The 16,538-nt window shown below is 70.1% G+C and carries 13 protein-coding genes; 7 read left to right on the top strand and 6 right to left on the bottom strand.

What is annotated here, in order from left to right:
• Position 1: 1 nt before the first annotated feature.
• On the bottom strand, positions 2–1,471 hold the full coding sequence (glpK, locus tag QM714_RS06000; RefSeq protein ID WP_415098546.1) for a glycerol kinase GlpK: 1,470 nt from the start codon (positions 1,469–1,471) through the stop codon (positions 2–4).
• A 117-nt stretch (positions 1,472–1,588) separates the two neighbouring features.
• On the opposite strand from glpK, the gene QM714_RS05995 reads away from it, so the two are divergent.
• The 5 genes from QM714_RS05995 (at position 1,589) to QM714_RS05975 (ending at position 6,371) form a co-directional block, all read left to right on the top strand.
• Complete coding sequence (locus QM714_RS05995; RefSeq protein ID WP_415098544.1) at positions 1,589–2,500, top strand: hypothetical protein; 912 nt, start codon at positions 1,589–1,591, stop codon at positions 2,498–2,500.
• Positions 2,501–2,658: 158 nt separating this feature from the next.
• Positions 2,659–3,687 carry a 6-phosphofructokinase gene (locus QM714_RS05990; RefSeq protein ID WP_415098541.1) on the top strand — a complete coding sequence of 343 codons (1,029 nt, stop codon included), beginning with the start codon at positions 2,659–2,661 and terminating at the stop codon, positions 3,685–3,687.
• A 65-nt stretch (positions 3,688–3,752) separates the two neighbouring features.
• Positions 3,753–5,099 (top strand): class II 3-deoxy-7-phosphoheptulonate synthase, encoded by a 1,347-nt coding sequence (locus QM714_RS05985; RefSeq protein ID WP_415098539.1) that lies wholly within the window; start codon positions 3,753–3,755, stop codon positions 5,097–5,099.
• A 25-nt stretch (positions 5,100–5,124) separates the two neighbouring features.
• A complete protein-coding gene (locus tag QM714_RS05980) occupies positions 5,125–6,117 on the top strand; it encodes a threonine aldolase family protein (protein ID WP_415098537.1) in 993 nt (330 codons plus the stop codon).
• Positions 6,118–6,218: 101 nt separating this feature from the next.
• Complete coding sequence (locus tag QM714_RS05975; protein WP_415098535.1) at positions 6,219–6,371, top strand: hypothetical protein; 153 nt, start codon at positions 6,219–6,221, stop codon at positions 6,369–6,371.
• A 170-nt stretch (positions 6,372–6,541) separates the two neighbouring features.
• Here QM714_RS05975 and QM714_RS05970 read toward each other — a convergent pair whose 3' ends face one another.
• The gene (locus tag QM714_RS05970; protein ID WP_415098533.1) at positions 6,542–8,665 is read right to left on the bottom strand and encodes a M1 family aminopeptidase; all 2,124 of its coding nucleotides are present in this window, start codon (positions 8,663–8,665) and stop codon (positions 6,542–6,544) included.
• Between the two features lie 167 nt (positions 8,666–8,832).
• On the opposite strand from QM714_RS05970, the gene QM714_RS05965 reads away from it, so the two are divergent.
• The gene (locus QM714_RS05965; RefSeq protein ID WP_415098531.1) at positions 8,833–10,194 is read left to right on the top strand and encodes a helix-turn-helix transcriptional regulator; all 1,362 of its coding nucleotides are present in this window, start codon (positions 8,833–8,835) and stop codon (positions 10,192–10,194) included.
• 64 nt (positions 10,195–10,258) lie between these two features.
• On the opposite strand, the gene aroF is transcribed toward QM714_RS05965, so the two are convergent.
• The 4 genes from aroF to QM714_RS05945 form a co-directional block, all read right to left on the bottom strand.
• Positions 10,259–11,308, bottom strand: a complete 1,050-nt coding sequence (gene aroF / locus QM714_RS05960; RefSeq protein ID WP_415098529.1) for a 3-deoxy-7-phosphoheptulonate synthase — start codon at positions 11,306–11,308, stop codon at positions 10,259–10,261.
• Between the two features lie 299 nt (positions 11,309–11,607).
• A complete protein-coding gene (locus QM714_RS05955) occupies positions 11,608–12,501 on the bottom strand; it encodes a DMT family transporter (protein ID WP_415098527.1) in 894 nt (297 codons plus the stop codon).
• Positions 12,498–13,430, bottom strand: a complete 933-nt coding sequence (locus QM714_RS05950) for a deoxyribonuclease IV (RefSeq protein WP_415098525.1) — start codon at positions 13,428–13,430, stop codon at positions 12,498–12,500. Before QM714_RS05950 ends, QM714_RS05955 begins: the two co-directional genes overlap by 4 nt.
• Before the next feature lie 63 nt (positions 13,431–13,493).
• Positions 13,494–15,983: a PASTA domain-containing protein gene (locus tag QM714_RS05945; protein ID WP_415098523.1), complete on the bottom strand. Its 2,490-nt coding sequence runs from the start codon at positions 15,981–15,983 to the stop codon at positions 13,494–13,496.
• Positions 15,984–16,163: 180 nt separating this feature from the next.
• Here QM714_RS05945 and QM714_RS05940 point away from each other — a divergent pair, with 180 nt between their 5' ends.
• Positions 16,164–16,532: an Rv2175c family DNA-binding protein gene (locus QM714_RS05940; RefSeq protein ID WP_415098521.1), complete on the top strand. Its 369-nt coding sequence runs from the start codon at positions 16,164–16,166 to the stop codon at positions 16,530–16,532.
• Positions 16,533–16,538: the final 6 nt, after the last annotated feature.

The following is a 16,538-nucleotide window of genomic DNA, read 5'->3' as shown; positions in this document are numbered from 1 at the left end:
CCTACTGTGCCCAGCCCTTGGAGCGGGCGACGGCGTCGGTCCAGCGGGCATAGGCGGCATCGGCGGCCGCGCGGTCAGTCGAGGGCTCGAAGCGCCGATCCAGGGCCCAGGTCCGGCGCAGGTCGTCGGGAGAGCCCCAGACGCCCACACCGAGCCCGGCCAGGAAGGCGGCCCCCAGGGCGGTGGTCTCCACGATCTTCGGTCGCTCCACCGGCACGCCCAGCTGATCGGCCTGGATCTGGCAGAGCAGGTCGTTGGCGGCGGCGCCACCGTCGACCCGCAACGTGTCGCCGAGCTGCATGGTCGCGAGCACGTCACGCACCTCGAAGGTGATGGCCTCCAAGGTCGCGCGCACCAGGTGGGCTCGGGTGGTGCCGCGGGTCAGCCCGATGATCAGCCCGCGTGCCTGCGGATCCCAGTGCGGTGCACCGAGACCCGTCAGCGCCGGCACGAACACCACGTCGCCGGAGTCGGGCACCGAGGAGGCCAGGGCCTGCGTCTCCCGGGCCGAGCCGATGATCTGCAGTCCGTCCCGCAGCCACTGGACCGCCGCCCCGGTGACGAAGATCGAGCCCTCCTCGGCATAGGTCGGCACCCCGTCGGGCGAACGCCATGCAGCGGTGCTGAGCAGTCCAGCCTGGGAGTGGCGCACGGTCGTGCCGGTGTTGGTCAAGATGAACGATCCGGTGCCGTAGGTGCACTTGGAGTCCCCGGGGTCGAGGCAGGTCTGCCCGAACAGCGCCGACTGCTGGTCGCCGGCGATGCCCGCGATCGGCAGGGAGAGGTCACAGAACGTCGCCGGGTCGGTCGTGGCGATCTCGCCCCAGCTGGGCACGAGCTCGGGGAGCGCGTCGCGCGGCACACCGAACAGCTCACACATCTCGTCGGACCAGTCGCCCGCTGCGAGATCGAACAGCAGCGTGCGTGACGCGTTGGACACATCGGTGACGTGCCAGGTGCCGCGCGACATCCGGGCGATCAGGTAGGAGTCGACGGTGCCGAGCGCATACCTGCCGGACTCCACGAGCGCCCAGGTGTGCGGCTCGTTCTCCCGCAGCCAGGTGAGCTTGGTGGCGGAGAAGTAGGGGTCCAGCCGGAGCCCGGTCACCTCCGCGACCCGCTCCTCGTGACCTGCCTCGCGCAGACCGAGGCAGATGTCAGCCGTGCGCCGGTCCTGCCAGACGATCGCGCGACGCGGCGAGGCCAGCGTCTCGCGATCCCACAGAGCGATCGTCTCGCGCTGGTTGGTGATGCCGACGGCCCGCAGCTGGCTGGCGTCGTACGATGCCAGCGCCTCACGGGTGGCCGCCAGCGTCGCCTGCCAGATCTCCTCGGGCTCGTGCTCGACCCAGCCGGGGCGCGGGAAGTTCTGAGTGAACTCCTGATAGCCCTTGACGGCGATCGTCCCCTCGTCGGTGACGATGACCGCGGTGACACCGGTCGTGCCGGCATCGATGGCCAGGATGCTCATTGCTCCTCCTCAGGTGGTCTCCGCGCAGGATCGGGCGGCCCTGGTCGGAGCGTAGTGGGCTGCCGCCTCCCGCAGGAGTTGGGCTGGCGCCCTCACAAGTCGCCGTCACAATGGGGTGTGGTCGATCACGAGCGAGCGCGGACCCTGTCGCGGCGGGGTGTGCTGCTCGCTGCCGGATCGAGCGTGCTGGTGGGCTGCACGGGGAAGGGGGGTCCGAACTCGACGACATCGCCAGGCGGGAGCGAGTCGTCGGACACTCCGGCCGGATCTCCGTCCTCGGCCGAGTCCTCCCCAGCAGGACCGACGCTGCCAGCTGTCGAGCGCTGGCAGCCGAGCCCGGGGGACCTCGAGCCCGAGTGCAAGCTCGCGGCCGTCCGCCACCTGGAGGAGCTCGGCAACGGGCCGCGCATCGCGACGCAGGTGATCATGGCGCAGTACGGCGGGCTCCTCGCCGACTCAGCCAGTGTGCTGGTCCCGTGCCGGTCCTGGCGGTTGCTGCGCCGACGAGTGGCCGAGGGCGGCCGGACCTACGACGTGAGGCTGACGCGGGTGAGCGCGTCTCGTTGGCGGGTCACCGGGGTGCGCCCGTCCCGGCCCGGACCGCCTTTGGCGAAGCCGTCGACGCTGGCCCAGGAGGTGGTCACCCACGACCGGATCGACCTGCCGCCCGCGGCCCGAGCCGACGTGCTGTCGGGTCAGATCCACGATGCGGTCCTGTCGACCATGCTCGTCCTCGCCAAGCCCTATCGGATCGGGGTGTCGGTGCTGCGGTCGGGGCACCCGACGTACGTCTTCGGCACCGACCGACTCAGCGATCACCCCCAGGGCCTGGCCTTCGACACCTGGCGGATCAACGACCGCGCGGTGGTCGACCCGGACACCCCCGAGCGTCTGGTCACAGCCTTCATGCGGGCCGCGGCCGAGGCGGGCTCCGACAACGTCGGAGGCCCCTACCTGCTCGGCGCTGCGCCGCAGTTCTTCAGCGACGACACCCACCACGACCACGTGCACGCCGGCTTCCCCGGCTGACCTCACCCGGCCAGCCACCACGCGGACCGGGTGACCGGGCCGTCGACGGGGACCACTAGGCTCGTGAGCGGGCCCAGAGAGCAGCCGGACGATCCCGGACGCCCTCGGATTCGCAGGCCCAGATCGATCCCATCGACCTTCATGATCAGGAGCGCACCATGCGAGTGGGAGTCCTCACCGGAGGCGGCGACTGCCCCGGCCTGAACGCGGTGATCCGCGGCGCCGTACGCAAGGGTGTCGACACCCACGGCTTCGAGTTCGTCGGGTTCCGCGACGGCTGGAAGGGCCCGCTGGAGAACCTCACCATGCCGCTCGGCCTCGAGCAGGTGGACGACATCTTGGCCCGTGGTGGCACCATCCTCGGCTCCTCCCGCACGAACCCGTTCAAGCTCGACGGCGGCGTGGAGCGGATCAAGGACAGCCTGGCGGCGAGCGGGGTCGACGCCCTGCTCGCGATCGGCGGCGAGGACACCCTCGGCGTCGCCACCAAGCTGGCCGAGCTGGGCGTCAAGGCCGTCGGCGTCCCGAAGACGATCGACAACGACCTCAGCGGCACCGACTTCACCTTCGGCTTCGACACCGCGGTCAGCATCGCCACCGAGGCGATCGACCGGGTCCGGACCACCGCGGAGTCCCACCACCGCGTCCTGGTCATCGAGGTGATGGGCCGGCACGCGGGCTGGATCGCGCTGCACTCCGGCATGGCCAGTGGCGCCAACGTGGTGCTGATCCCCGAGGTCCCCTTCGACATCGAGGACGTCGCCGGGCTGGTCGAGAGCCGCTTCGCGACCGGGCACGCACCGCTCGTCGTCGTCTCCGAGGGCGCTGTGCCGCGGGAGGGCGGCGCGATGACTCTGCAGTCGGGCGAGGTCGACGCGTTCGGCCACGTTCGCCTCGGCGGGATCGCCGACCGGGTCGCGGAGGAGCTCGAGGCGCGCACTGGTCTGGAGTCCCGCTCCGTGGTGCTGGGCCACCTCCAGCGTGGCGGCACGCCCACCGCGTTCGACCGCTGGCTTGCCACCCGCTTCGGCCTGCACGCCAGCGACGCCATCGCCGAGGGCGACTTCGGCAAGATGATGGCGCTGCGCGGCACCGACATCGCGCGGGTGCCGCTCGCGGAGGGCACCAGCGAGCTCAAGCTGGTCACCCCGGAGAAGTACGCCGAAGCGGCCGTCTTCTTCGGCTGATCGCGTCCTCTGACGCACCGTCGGCGGATGCCGCTCGGAGGGACGCCAGCGCGTACCCTGTTCCGGTGACCATCCCCGACCTCGACACGCTGCATGCGCTCGGTCCCGCCCAGCAGCCGACCTACCCCGACCGCGCCCAGCGGGACGCGGCGGTGGCCAAGCTGCGGACCATGCCGCCGCTGGTGTTTGCGGGGGAGTGCGACGAGCTCACCGAGAAGATCGGCGCCGTCGCTCGGGGGGAGGCGTTCTTGCTCCAGGGCGGCGACTGCGCCGAGACGCTCTCGGGAGTGACCGCGGACAACGTCCGCAACAAGCTCCGGGTCCTGCTGCAGATGGCGGTGGTGCTCACCTATGCCGCGTCGGTGCCGGTGGTCAAGGTCGGCCGGCTCGCGGGCCAATACGCCAAGCCCAGGTCCTCCGACGTCGAGACCCGCAACGGTGTCTCGCTGCCGGCCTACCGCGGCGACGCCGTCAACGGCTTCGAGTTCACCGAGGAGGCGCGCCGCCCCGACCCCCAGCGGCTTCTCGACGTCTACAACGCCTCGGCGGCGACGCTGAACCTGGTGCGCGCCTTCGTCACCGGCGGCTACGCCGACCTGCGCCAGGTGCACACCTGGAACACCGACTTCGTGCGCGAGTCGCCGATCGGTCAGCAGTATGAATCGGTGGCCAACGAGATCGAGCGCGCGCTGACCTTCATGACCGCCATCGGCGCCGACCCGGACGAGTTCCACCGCGTCGACGTGCACTCCTCCCACGAGGCGTTGCTGCTGGAATACGAACACGCGATGACCCGCATCGACTCGCGCACCCAGTTGCCGTACGACGTCTCCGGCCACTTCGTCTGGATCGGTGAGCGCACCCGCCAGATCGACAACGCGCACGTCGAGCTGCTCAGCCACATCCGCAACCCGATCGGCGTCAAACTCGGTCCGGGCGTCTCGCCCGACGACGCGTTGGCGCTCGCCGCCCGGCTCAATCCGGACAACCAGGCGGGCCGGCTCACCTTCGTCACCCGCTTCGGTGCCGGTCGGATCCGCGACCTGCTGCCCGAGCTGGTCGAGAAGGTCACTGCCGCGGGTGTCGAGGTCGCCTGGGTGTGCGACCCGATGCACGGCAACACCTTCGAGGCGTCCTCGGGCTACAAGACCCGTGCGTTCGACGACGTGATCGCCGAGGTGCAGGGCTTCTTCGACGTGCACCGCTCGCTCGGCACCTGGCCGGGCGGTCTGCACGTCGAGCTCACCGGTGACGACGTCACCGAGTGCGTCGGCGGCGGTGAGGAGCTGGCCGAGATCGACCTGGCGAACCGCTACGAGACCGTCTGCGACCCTCGGCTGAACCGAGTCCAGTCGCTGGAGTTGGCCTTCCTGGTCGCGCAGATGCTCCGCTCGGCCGACCGGCGTCCGTGAGACGTTCGACGCTGGCCCGGCTGCGATGATCGACCTCCGCTCCGACACGCTCACCTCTCCTACCGAGGGGATGCGGGCCGCGATGGCCTCTGCCGAGGTCGGCGACGACGTGTACGGCGAAGACCCGACCGTGCGCGCCCTCGAGGAGCGGATCGCCGGGCTCTTCGGCCACGAGGCGGCCCTGTTCACCCCGACCGGGTCGCTGGCCAACCTGCTCGCCGTCCGATCGCTGGTGGCGGCCGGCCAGGAGGTGCTCTGCGAGGCCTCCGCCCACATCGCTCGGGCCGAGCTCGGTGCCCATGGCGCCCTGACCGGGCTGACCATGCGGACCTGGATCCACCCACGGGGCCAGATCGACCTGGACGTCGTAGGTTCCCTGCTTGCCCCCGACATGGGGCCCTTCTTCGTGCGCACCGCCGCGATCTCGGTCGAGAACACCCACAACTTCGCCGGCGGTGCGGTCCTGCCCTTGGTCGAGCTGCAGGAGCTGCGTCGGTTCGCCGACGAGGCCGGCGTGCACGTGCACCTGGACGGCGCCCGGATCTGGAACGCGCACGTGGCCACCGGAGTGCCGCTGGAGCAGTACGGCGCCGTCGCCGACGCGATGGCGGTCTGTCTGTCGAAGGGACTCGGTGCCCCGGTGGGCTCGCTGGTCCTCGGGCCCGCCGACGCGATCGCCGAGGCGCGAGTCTGGCGCAAGCGCCTCGGCGCCGGCATGCGGCAGGTCGGTGTGCTCGCCGCCGCCGGGCTCTACGCCCTCGATCACCACCTGGACCGCCTGGCCGACGACCACGAGCATGCTCGTCTGCTCGCCGAGGCCGTCGGCCTGGATCCCCAGACGGTGGACACCAACATCGTCGTCTTCGAGCGCGCCGACGCTGCCGCGTTCGTCGGCAAGGCCGCAGAGCAGGGTGTCCGGATCGCGACCGTCGGGCCGACCACCGTCCGGCTGGTCACCCACCTCGACATCACCCGCGCCGGCGCCGAGCGGGCCGCCGCGATCCTCGCCGGCCTGTGAGCCACCGTGGCAGCAGCCCGGCTCGGCCTGGATGACCGCCTGGCTCGGCGGCCACTCTGAAGGCGCTTGTCGCCAACTGAGCGTAGACTCGGGATGTGTCCATGAGTGAGTCGGAGGCTCTCGAGGCGGGGATGTCTCTGCCTGCTGACGCGCGCCGGCGGCTGGCGATCCGCCTGCTTGAAACGGTGGACCCGGACGAGGCCTTCGGTGGGGCAGCGGAGGCTTGGCTGCGCACGGAGGTGGTCGCGGCATAGGACGCCATCAAGGCAGACCCCTCGCGCGGGATCCCCGCTGAAGTCGTGCGCGCAGAGTTCGACGCAAAGTGGGCCGCCCGTTCATGACGGGCCGCAGCCCGCATCAACGACGACTCGAGAGTGGGCTTCCGGCAAGACATATGCCTCGCCGGAAGCCCGCCCGAGCGGAGTCAGCGCCGGTGACGCTGCGAGGGTGAGTACACCCCGAGGAGTGCCTTTCCGACGTTGGGCTGCGTGCGTGCCGAGGCCGGTGCCTTGCCGGGGTAGCCGGTGCCGAGCCAGTTCTTGAAGAATCCCTTGAGGTGCTTGCCGGAGATGTGTTCGGCAAGCTTGACGAACTGCGGCGTGGTGACGTTGCCGCCGGCGTGCTGCGCGGGCCAGGTCTTGAGCAGTTTGAGGAACGCCTTGTCACCGATCCGCTCGCGCAGTGCTTGGAGCGTCATGGCGCCTCGCCAGTAGACCTCGCCGTCGAAGAGGTGTGCGGGGCCAGGGGCGCCGATCGCCAGCGTCCAGAACGGATCGTCGGCCGGAATGCCGTCGAGCGAGTTGTGGAAGAGGGCGGAGGGATCCTCCAACCCCTCGTGCTCGAGCCAGAGCCACTCGGCGTAGGTGGCGAAGCCTTCGTTGAGCCAGATGTCTTGCCAGCGACCCAGGGCCAGGCTGTTGCCGAACCACTGGTGGGTGAGCTCGTGGGCAATGGTGTAGTTGGCCTGGACCTCGTCCTCGAACACCCAGGGGGCGTAGAAGGGGCGGGTCTGGTTCTCCAACGCCCAGCCGAGGTCGATGTTGTCGACGATCGCGCCCGCTTCCTTCCACGGGTAGGGCCCGAAGTAGGAGGAGAGGACGGAGATGATCTCGGGTTGGCGTGGCAGTGTGGCGTCGATGGTGGTGCCGAGCGGCTCCGGCCCCCGCTTGGTGGCGATCCAGGTGTTCTCGTTCGTCCCGTCCGGCGGCTTCGGTGTCTTCCAAGCGCCGAGCCCGTGCTCGAAGGAGGTGTCGGCGGCGGTGCCCGGCGCGTTCACCTGGTCGAGGGCGACGCCGTTGAGCTGCCAGCCCGGGTCGGAGGCGTAGGTGATGGCTACCTTGACCGACTGTCCGTTGTAGGCGGAGAGGTCGAAGGACCACTTCTCCCAGCCGTCGCTGGCTCCGCTGGCGGCCCACCACTTGCCGGTCGTCCCCGAAGGCTCGCACTGTGCGTCGTCGCCGGGGTCGGTGAGGTAGTGCTTGAGGAACGGATGGACCACCGAGAGCACGTTCGCGCACGTCTCCAGACTGGTGTCTTGGCTGGTCGCACCGCCGGCCTCTGGCTGCGTGGTCCACTTCTGGGTGCCGACGGGCGCCGCCTCGACGAACACGTAGTCGAAGTCGGGTTCGGTGTCTCGGTTGATCTTGAACGACAGCGTCGAGTCGCCCGGGGTGGGGGTGAGAGTGGTCTGCAGCCGCTTGTAGGACGCGTCGGCCTTCTGGGACCAGGCGAACTTCGAGCCGTGGGTCGCGGTCACGACCGGGTCGTAGAAGGACGGGTCGACCGCGTCGAGGTAGTGGATGCCGCGGACGGTCCGTTGCGAGATGTTGAACTGGCCGATCGCCACGGTCGCCAGGTAGGACGCCATCGGGTCGGTGGCCCGCCACCGCCAGGTGGTCGTCTTCGCAGAGGTTCGCTTTCCGAGCAGGGTGCCGTTGGAGATCGCCTCGACGCCCTTCGGCACGGTGACCGTGATGCCGTACGACGCCTTGTCCAGCGGGTGGTCGTTGACCGGGAACCACGTGGACGCGACGAACGGCTGGCCCGAGGCCAGCGCGCCGTCATCGGTCTGGAAGAAGCCGCCCTCGCCCAGCGCTTCGTTGGTGATCAGGCGGGGTACGCCGTCGTACGTCACGACCGTCGTGAAGCGCTGTCCCCTGCGCAGCGCCGAGCGCGGTGTGACGATGAGCTCGTCCCCGTGTCGCTGGTACGACGCCGGGTGGCCGCCGACGGTCAGTGACCGGATCTTGAGTCCGTGGAAGTCGAGGTTGAACCGGGACAGGCTCTGAGTGGCCTTGGCGCTGATCCTCGCCTTGCCGTGGAGAACTCCGCTCTTCGGTCGGTAGTCGAGCGCCAGGTCGTAGTGCTTGACGTCGTACCCCCCATTGCCCGCAAGCGGGAAGTACGGATCACCGATCCCGGCAGCGCCCGGTCTGGGTTTCGCATCGTGCGCCGACGCGTCACCGGCGGCCACCAGTGGTGCGGTGGCAGCGAGGACGGCGGTGGCGGCAAGAACGGTGAACGACCGAGCAGTAGACCCACCGGACATGACCCCTCCTCTGGGTTACGGGTTCGCTGACCAGCAAACCCAGGGCCACCTGCTCGTCGCATCCGTGGTTTCCCTTAACTTCTCGCAGATGTTTCTCGGCGACGAGACGTTGCGGATCCGTTGGATGAGAGCGGCCTGGATCCGGTTGCGGCCACTATCCTCATGCCATGGAGGGCTCTGACGCGGCCGGCGTGCTGGCCGCTGCCTTTCTGCGTGAGCAGCTCACGCTGAGACCCGACCAGGCCGAGCGGGTTTGCGCGGCGGCCGCGTCGCTGCTCAAGCGGTCTGCACCCGAGGAGCGGACCGAGGCAGCGTTCGTCGCCGACGCCGTGGCAGGTGTGGTAGGTATCCGCAGCGGGGTGCCTGGTGCGGTCGATCAACTGGAGCGCGCAGCGGCGGCGCATCGCGACGAGGTCCGGCTGCACGAGGACGTGCGCCTGTCTGCCCTGGCGGCACTGGTGGCCCTCGGTCTGACCCGCCCCCAGGACGTGCGCCCTGCGCTGGGGAGCCATATCGACCTCCCCGACGATGAAGGAGCCGCGGACGACCCGGGGGTGCCGCTGGCCGAGCTGGCGTGGCTCGTCGGGGTCGCCGATGTCTGGATCGGCGATATCCCGCGCGGGATTCCGATGCTGGAACGGGCCACGGCTCTCTCGACGGATCAGCCGGTGGTCGCCGCGCTCTCTCACATGCTGCTCGGCAAGGCGCTGGCCTGGCGGGGCGATGTCGTGGGTGCGCGGCTTCACCTGGTGGCGGCGCGTGAGCTTGCCGCCGGCAGCGACGCTGTCGAGCTCGGCAACGGTCATCTCGAGTGTTCTGTCTATGTGCCGCTCGTGGTCGGCGACGACGAGGGCTTCGTGGCGATCCTCGAACTGCTGGCCACACCGGGGCGTGGACGCTTGTCCGGGCTGGGTCCGGAGTATCGGCTCGAACTGGCCACCGCCGTTGCCGTGGCCGGAGATCACACCCGGGCGAGGCAGCTGGTCGCCGATCTGCACGATCCTCTCTTCGCCGGTCGCCCTGTCCCCGCGCTGGTTCGCGCGTGGGCCGATTGGGTCGGCGACCTGGACTCTGCCCAGGCGGCCGCGGAAGCGGAACTCCTCGCCAGCTCCGCGACGCTGCCCGCAGAGCGGTCCACCGCAGCCCGGCTCGCCTGGCTCCTCGGCAGTCACGCTGCCCGGCAGGGTCGCCGCCGCGACGCGATCCGACTCCTCGAGTCGGCCGGGGAGCGGTTCACGGCGATGGGCGCGCTCGGCTATGTCCGACGCATCGAGCGCGAGATCGCGCAACTGGAGCATCCGTGCACGGCGCCGATCGACCGACCCGACGGCGTGACGGTCCGGCGCGGCGACCTGGCGACGCTCACTCCTGCCGAGCGACGAGTCGCCGAAGCCGTCAGTGGCGGGCTCTCCAACCGCGAGGTCGCCGAGCTGCTGGTGCTGTCCGAGCGCACGGTCGAGGCTCATCTGTCCTCGATCTTTCGCAAGCTCGGTGTCCGGAACCGCACCCAGCTGGCTGTCCGCATCTGACGAGACGAGGGCGGGCGTGCTGGCGCCAGGCCCTCAGGTCACCTTGTCACGCCACCCTGTCACGTCACCGCGCCGGCACTGGCCACTGCGAGGCGTCCACCCGGCCGACCATGCCGGGCAGCTGCCGGACGGCCTGGGCGAGGGCGCGAAGGTCGCTGTCGACGAGCGCTTGGGCGCCGTCCACCAGGGCGGTCTCCGGGTGCGGGTGCACGTCGACGATGACACCGTCGGCGCCGACCGCGATCCCGGCCCGAGACAGCGGCACGATCAGGTCCTTGCGACCGGCAGCGTGGGAGGGATCGATGATCACGGGCAGATGACTGGTCGCCTGGACGACCGGGACGGCCGAGATGTCGAGCGTGTTGCGGGTGGCCGGCTCGAAGGTCCGGATCCCGCGTTCGCACAGCACCACGTCGAGATTGCCGCGCTGGGCGATGTACTCCGCCGCCATCAGCCACTCCTCGATGGTCGCGGTCATCCCGCGCTTGAGGAGCACCGGCTTGCCGGCCCGCCCGACCGCCTGCAGGAGGCCGAAGTTCGCCATGTTGCGGGTGCCGACCTGCAGCATGTCGGCGTGCTCGGCCACCACCTCGACGTCGCGCGCGTCGACCACCTCGGTGACGACCGGCAGGCCGGTCTGCCGCCGAGCCTCGACAAGGATCTCCAGGCCGGCGACCCCGAGGCCCTGGAAGGCGTACGGCGACGTGCGCGGCTTGTAGGCACCGCCCCGGATCAACGTCGCGCCGGCCGCCTGAGCCATCCGCGCTGCCTCGAGGGTCTGGTCGAGCGTCTCGACCGCGCAGGGGCCGGCGATGAAGGTGAAGGTGTCCGGACCGATCGGCACCGGCCGATCGGTGCCGACCCACACGGTCGACCGCTCCGGATGGTGTTGACGGCTGACCAGCTTGTAGGGGTCGGAGATCCGATGGACATCGGCCACGCCGGGCAGCGCGCGCAGGTTGAGCCCGTGGAAGGAGTCGATGTCACCGACCAGGCCGATGATGGTGCGCACCACCCCGGCGGAGACGAACGCTTCGCCTCCCACTTCTTCCACGCGGGCGACGACCCGCGCAACATCCTCCTCGGTGGCCCCGGGGGCCATCACGACGACCATGGTTCTCCTCTTTCATCGACGGCCGCTGCCGAGTCGGACATGACGAACGCCCCGGACCGGCGGCCGGGGCGTTGGGTGAAGGGTGTGGTCAGCGACCGCCCTGCCCGGAAGCTTCCCGGCAGGCGGCCAAAGTAGTCCTTGCGACGCACACCAGAGACGGTAGCCACTCCGTGGTTGCCGCCGGCCTCGGCGTCCACGATCCGGTCGACGATCCGGACCATTCTGGGGGTCTGGCAAGGGACTGAAGCCCCCAAGTGGTCCGAATCGGCGGCGGACAGGACCTAGCCGGGTAGGGAGCGTCAGACGGTGAGGTGGGTGACCTCGGCCTCCACCCGGCGACGAGGAAGCAGCTCGACGAGCAGCATGGCGGCGAGGACTAGGACGCCACCGACGAGCATCCGTCTCGTGGCGTGCTCGCCGCCGAACAGGACGGCGAAGAGGGCCGCGAAGACGGGCTCCATGGCCATGATGATCGCGCTCCGGGTGGCGGGCAGATGCGCCTGTGCCCAGGTCTGTCCGAGGAGGGCGAGCGCTCCGGCGAAGACGGCCATGTAGATCAGCCGCGCCCAGTCGGCGGCGTGGGTCGGCATCGCGACGCCGTCGGGGACGGTTGCCACCCAAGCAACCACCGCGATCACGGCGAGCTGCACGACGGACATCCCGATCGCCAGCTCCGGCTTGGACCATGCGCCCAGCCCGACGATGTGACCGGCGTACAGCACCGCCGAGACCAGGACCAGCGCCTCGCCGTAGCCGATGGAGAACCCGTCGAGCGTGAGCACCGCAAGGCCGACCATGGCCAGGGCTACCGCGAACCAGGTCCAGCCGCCGATCCGCGTGCGCAGGATGAGCGCTGCCAGCACCGGGGTGAGCACGACGTACATCCCCGTGATGAACCCAGCCACGCTCGCCGGGGTCAGGTCGAGACCGGCGGTCTGGATGATCTGGGCAACCCCGTAGAGCAGCCCCAGCACCACCGCGTGACGAAGCGACTCCCGAGACAGCCTGGTCAACGACCGGGGCGCCAACGCTGCGACGAAGAAGGCACCGATGGTGAAGCGCACGGCGAGGTAGTCCAGCAGGGACATCCGCTCGAGCAGGTCCTTGGTCATGAAGAACGTCGACCCCCACGCGGCGGTCACGCCGAGCAGGGTGAGGGTCGCGAGCAGCGCCATCCGTCGCTCGCGGGTCAACGCGGTGTCTCTGCGGTTCTGCCGGTGGCACCGCGCCGGGCTCGCGCCCGCAGTCGCTTGAGCACCGGGATGTCGCCGTCGTCGCGGCCCCGCGATCCCGGTGTCTCCAAGATGAACGGAACCCCGTCGGTGGCCGGGTGGGCGAACAGCTCGATGAACGCACCGGTGCCGATGTGGCCGGCGCCGATCCGCTCGTGCCGGTCGCGTGCAGACCCGCGCACGTCGAGTGAGTCGTTGGCGTGGATGAGGCGCAGTCGGCCGGCGCCGGCGACCTCGTCCAGCTGATCGAGTGCGGCGGTTGCGCCGCCCGGCTCGTCCAGCGGTGCCCCCGCGGCGAAGGCGTGGCAGGTGTCCAGGCAGATGCCGACCTTGGGGTGGTGGTCGAGGGCGGCGAGATAGGGCTCGAGGTCTGTGATGCCTGCGCACAGGGAGCGGCCCTGTCCGGCCGTGGGCTCGAGAAGCAGCCAAGGGTCGCCCTCGGCCAGTCCGTCCAGGATCGGCAGAAGCCCCTCGCGCACGCGCAGCAGCGCCGCGAGGCGACCTTCGTCCCCGGGCGACGGATCGACGTACGAACCTGTGTGCACGACGACGCCCTCGGCTCCGAGGGCAGCGGCCCTGGTCAGGTTGTGCGCGACGCTTGCGACGGACCGGCGGTAGGTGTCCGGAGTGGGCGAGCCGGGATTGACGAGGTACGGCGCGTGCACGAAGACTCGCCAACCTCGCCGGGAGCAGGCATCCCGGAATGCCTGATCCTGCCGTGGGTCACCGGCCGTCAGCGCCCAGCCCCGCGGATTGCCGGCGAAGATCTGGAGCGTTTCGCAGTCGAGCTCCTCAGCCTGCGCCACGGCGCCGGCGACCAGTCCGCGGCCGACCAGGACATGGGTGCCGATCGGGTTGCGACCAGCGGCAGGGCTGACCCGTCCGGCCATCAGACCTGGTCCGGCCACACAGCGGCAACGACGACGACAGAACTGATCTCCACAGGACAGGAGTCAGATCTTGTAGAGGGTGATCGTGCTGCCCTTGGGAGCGGACGAGCCGGCAGGCGGGTCGGTGCTCTTGACCAGATCCCAGCCGAGATAGTCGTCGGCCTTCTTCACCTTGACCTCGAAGCCGAGATCGATCAGCGTCTGCTTGGCCTGGTCCACCGGGGTCGCCAGCACGCCGCGGCGAGGGATCTCGATCATCTCCGGGCCCTTGGAGACGACCAGGGTGACCTTGTCGCCGAGGTGGAGCGGGCCGCTGGTGGGGGACTGCGAGATCACGTAGCCCTCCGGGATCGTGTCGGAGTATTCCTCCGCGCTGTCGTCGACCTTCAGCCCCTTCTCGGTCAGTGCCGCCTTGGCGTCAGAGGCCGGCTTGCCGGTCCAGTCGATGAAGTTGATCGGCCGGCGTCCCTTCGAGACGACCAGGTCGACCTCGCTGTCCGTCTTGAGCTTGACGCCTCGCTTCGGTGTGCTCGAGATGACGCGACCCTTCGAGACCGTCTCGCTGAAGACGAACTTGCTCTTGCCGAACGTGAGGTGACTCTCGGCGATCCGGTCCTGGGCCTTGTCCTCGGTCAACCCGATCAGCTTCGGCACGCGGTAGCGCTCCTTGCCCAACGAGATCGTCAAGGTGATCGTGCTGCCGCGCAGGATCTTGGCGCCAGCCTTCGGGTCGCTCTCGACCACCTGCCCCTTGGGCACCTCCTCGGAGTAGACCGGGTCGGTCTGCTCGACGTCGAGTCCGGCCTTCTCGAGCTTCGCGATCGCCTCTGCCTCCGGCAGGTTCAACACTCCGGGGGCGGTGGTGTAGCGCCCGATGCCGAACCACCAGGCGCCGGTCGCCGCGCCCGCGATGAGCAGGACCGCGAGTGCGACCAGGAGTGGCCCGCGCCAGCGGTGCTTGCGGCGCTGCTTGGGAGGAGCCGGTGGTCCGGTCGGCGGGGGCGGGCGCACCCCGGTCGCTGCGGGCGTTGCACTGGCCCAGGTGTCCGGGTCGGGGTGCGCACCGAAGTTGCTGATCGGCGTGGTCGCCTCGGCGTGGCCGGTGCTCGGGTCCCACGTCTCGGGCCTCGGCCCGCCCCACTGGGCCAGGTCGTCACGTGGTCGGGTCATGCCCTCCTCGTCGGCGAACAACGGATAGTTGCCGCTGGCGCCGTCCCCCACCGGGTAGGCCCCCGCCTGCGCGCCCGCCTGCTCGACCGGGACGAAGGCGGCAGCCAGCTCGTCGTCGGGGATGTCGTCGGCTGAGAAGGAGAAGGAGAACGGTGCGTCGTCTCCGTGATCGCTCTCCTGGTCGTAGGGCACGTCCGGGTTGTACGCCGCCGCCGCTGCCGCGACGGCCGCGCCCGTGGCGACGCCACCGAGCGCCGACCCGCCGCGAGCCACGTCGTGCCCGTCGTCTTCGGGCTCCTCGTCCGCCCAGGCGTCCTGCGGGTCATCGCTATCGCCGGAGACGTCGCCAGGGATGTCGTCAGTCTCCGGCACGATCGGCAGGGAGGGCTGGGTGTCGTCGGGTGTGGGCGCCTCGTCGGACACGGCGCGGCTCTTGATCGGCGTCAGGTCGGCGACCAACTCGGGATCGTCCACCACACCTTCCGCCAGCGCCTGAGCCACCCGACGCACCTGGTGCAGCAGCACCGTGGCATCGGCGGGGCGCAGGGTCCGCACGCGGCTGGTGGCGCGCGCGACCAGCGCGTCGACGTACGCCGGAACTCGAGGAGCCAGCTCCGACGGCGGGGGAACGTCTTCGTGGACGTGCTTGTAGGCCACCTGGATCGGGGTCTCGCCGTCATGCGGCTTCACCCCGGTGAGCATTTCGTAGAGCATCACGCCCGCGGCGTACACGTCGGCACGAGCGTCGGCTCGCCCGTCGACCACCAGCTCGGGGGCGAGGTAGGACACGGTGCCGATCAGGACGCCGCCGGTCGCGGTGTGCTGGGTGTCGGCGGAGACGGCCTTGGCCAAGCCGAAGTCGGCGACCTTGATCCGACCGTCCTCGGCGATCAGGACGTTCTCCGGCTTGATGTCGCGGTGGATCAGGCCCGCCCGATGCGCGGCGGCCAGCGCGGCCACGATCGGTTCGAAGAATGCCAGCGACCGGGCCGGAGAGAGAGGCGCCTCCTCACGGATCACGTCGCGCAGCGTGTGCCCCTCGATGAGTTCCATCGCCAAGAAGACCACGCCATTGTCGTCGCCCTGGTCGTAGACGGCGACCACGTTGGGGTGCGAGATCCGGGCGGCGGCATGGGCCTCGCGGACGAAGCGCTCCGCGAACTCGCCGTTGTCGCCGAGTCCGGCATGCATCACCTTGACGGCCACGGTGCGGTCCAACCGCAGGTCGGCAGCCTCGTAGACGCTGGCCATCCCACCCCGGGCGATGCGCGTGCCGATCCGATAGCGCCCGTCCAGGATGCGCCCGATCAGGGGGTCGTTGAAGTCACCACCGAGCGGCCCAGCGCCGCCGTGTGGCGGCTGGGCTCCGTCGTCTCGTTGCACGCTGTCGACCTCCGGGCTCCGGACCGGGGAGGGTTCCGGACCCCTCATGGTACGGATCGGGGCGCTTTTCGGCCCAGCCAGCGTCTCGGCGTGGCGCGATGTGGTCCTCGTGGGCTGCGGCCCGTGTCCGACTCGCGAGGCTGCCGATGGTGCCTGGCCTGAGAGTGTCACAGTGGGGCCATGACCACGTATTCACCTCAATCGCCTGACCTGGCGGCCCTGGTCGAGGACTGGCTGGACTGGTCCGAGGCAGCGGCGCTGCTCGGGGTGACCCCCGCCAAGGTGCGGACCATGATCCGCGACCACGAGCTCGCTGCAGCCGCGCCCCACTCCGACAGCGGGCTGAGAGTGCCGGCCGCCTTCCTGCAGGACGGACTGGTGGTCAAGGGGCTCCCGGGCCTGCTCACCGTGCTTCACGATGGCGGGTACGACGACCGCGAGGCGATCGAGTGGATCTTCACCGACGCCGACCTCCCCGGTCGGCCGATCGATGCCCTGCGGGAGAACCGCGGCTCCGAGGTCAAGCGTCGAGCCCAGGCGCTCGCGTAGGGGTCG

The organism is Nocardioides sp., from assembly GCF_047602075.1.
In the GTDB taxonomy this organism is placed as follows: Bacteria; Actinomycetota; Actinomycetes; order Propionibacteriales; family Nocardioidaceae; genus Nocardioides.
This window is presented reverse-complemented; position numbering and strand designations above follow the sequence as displayed.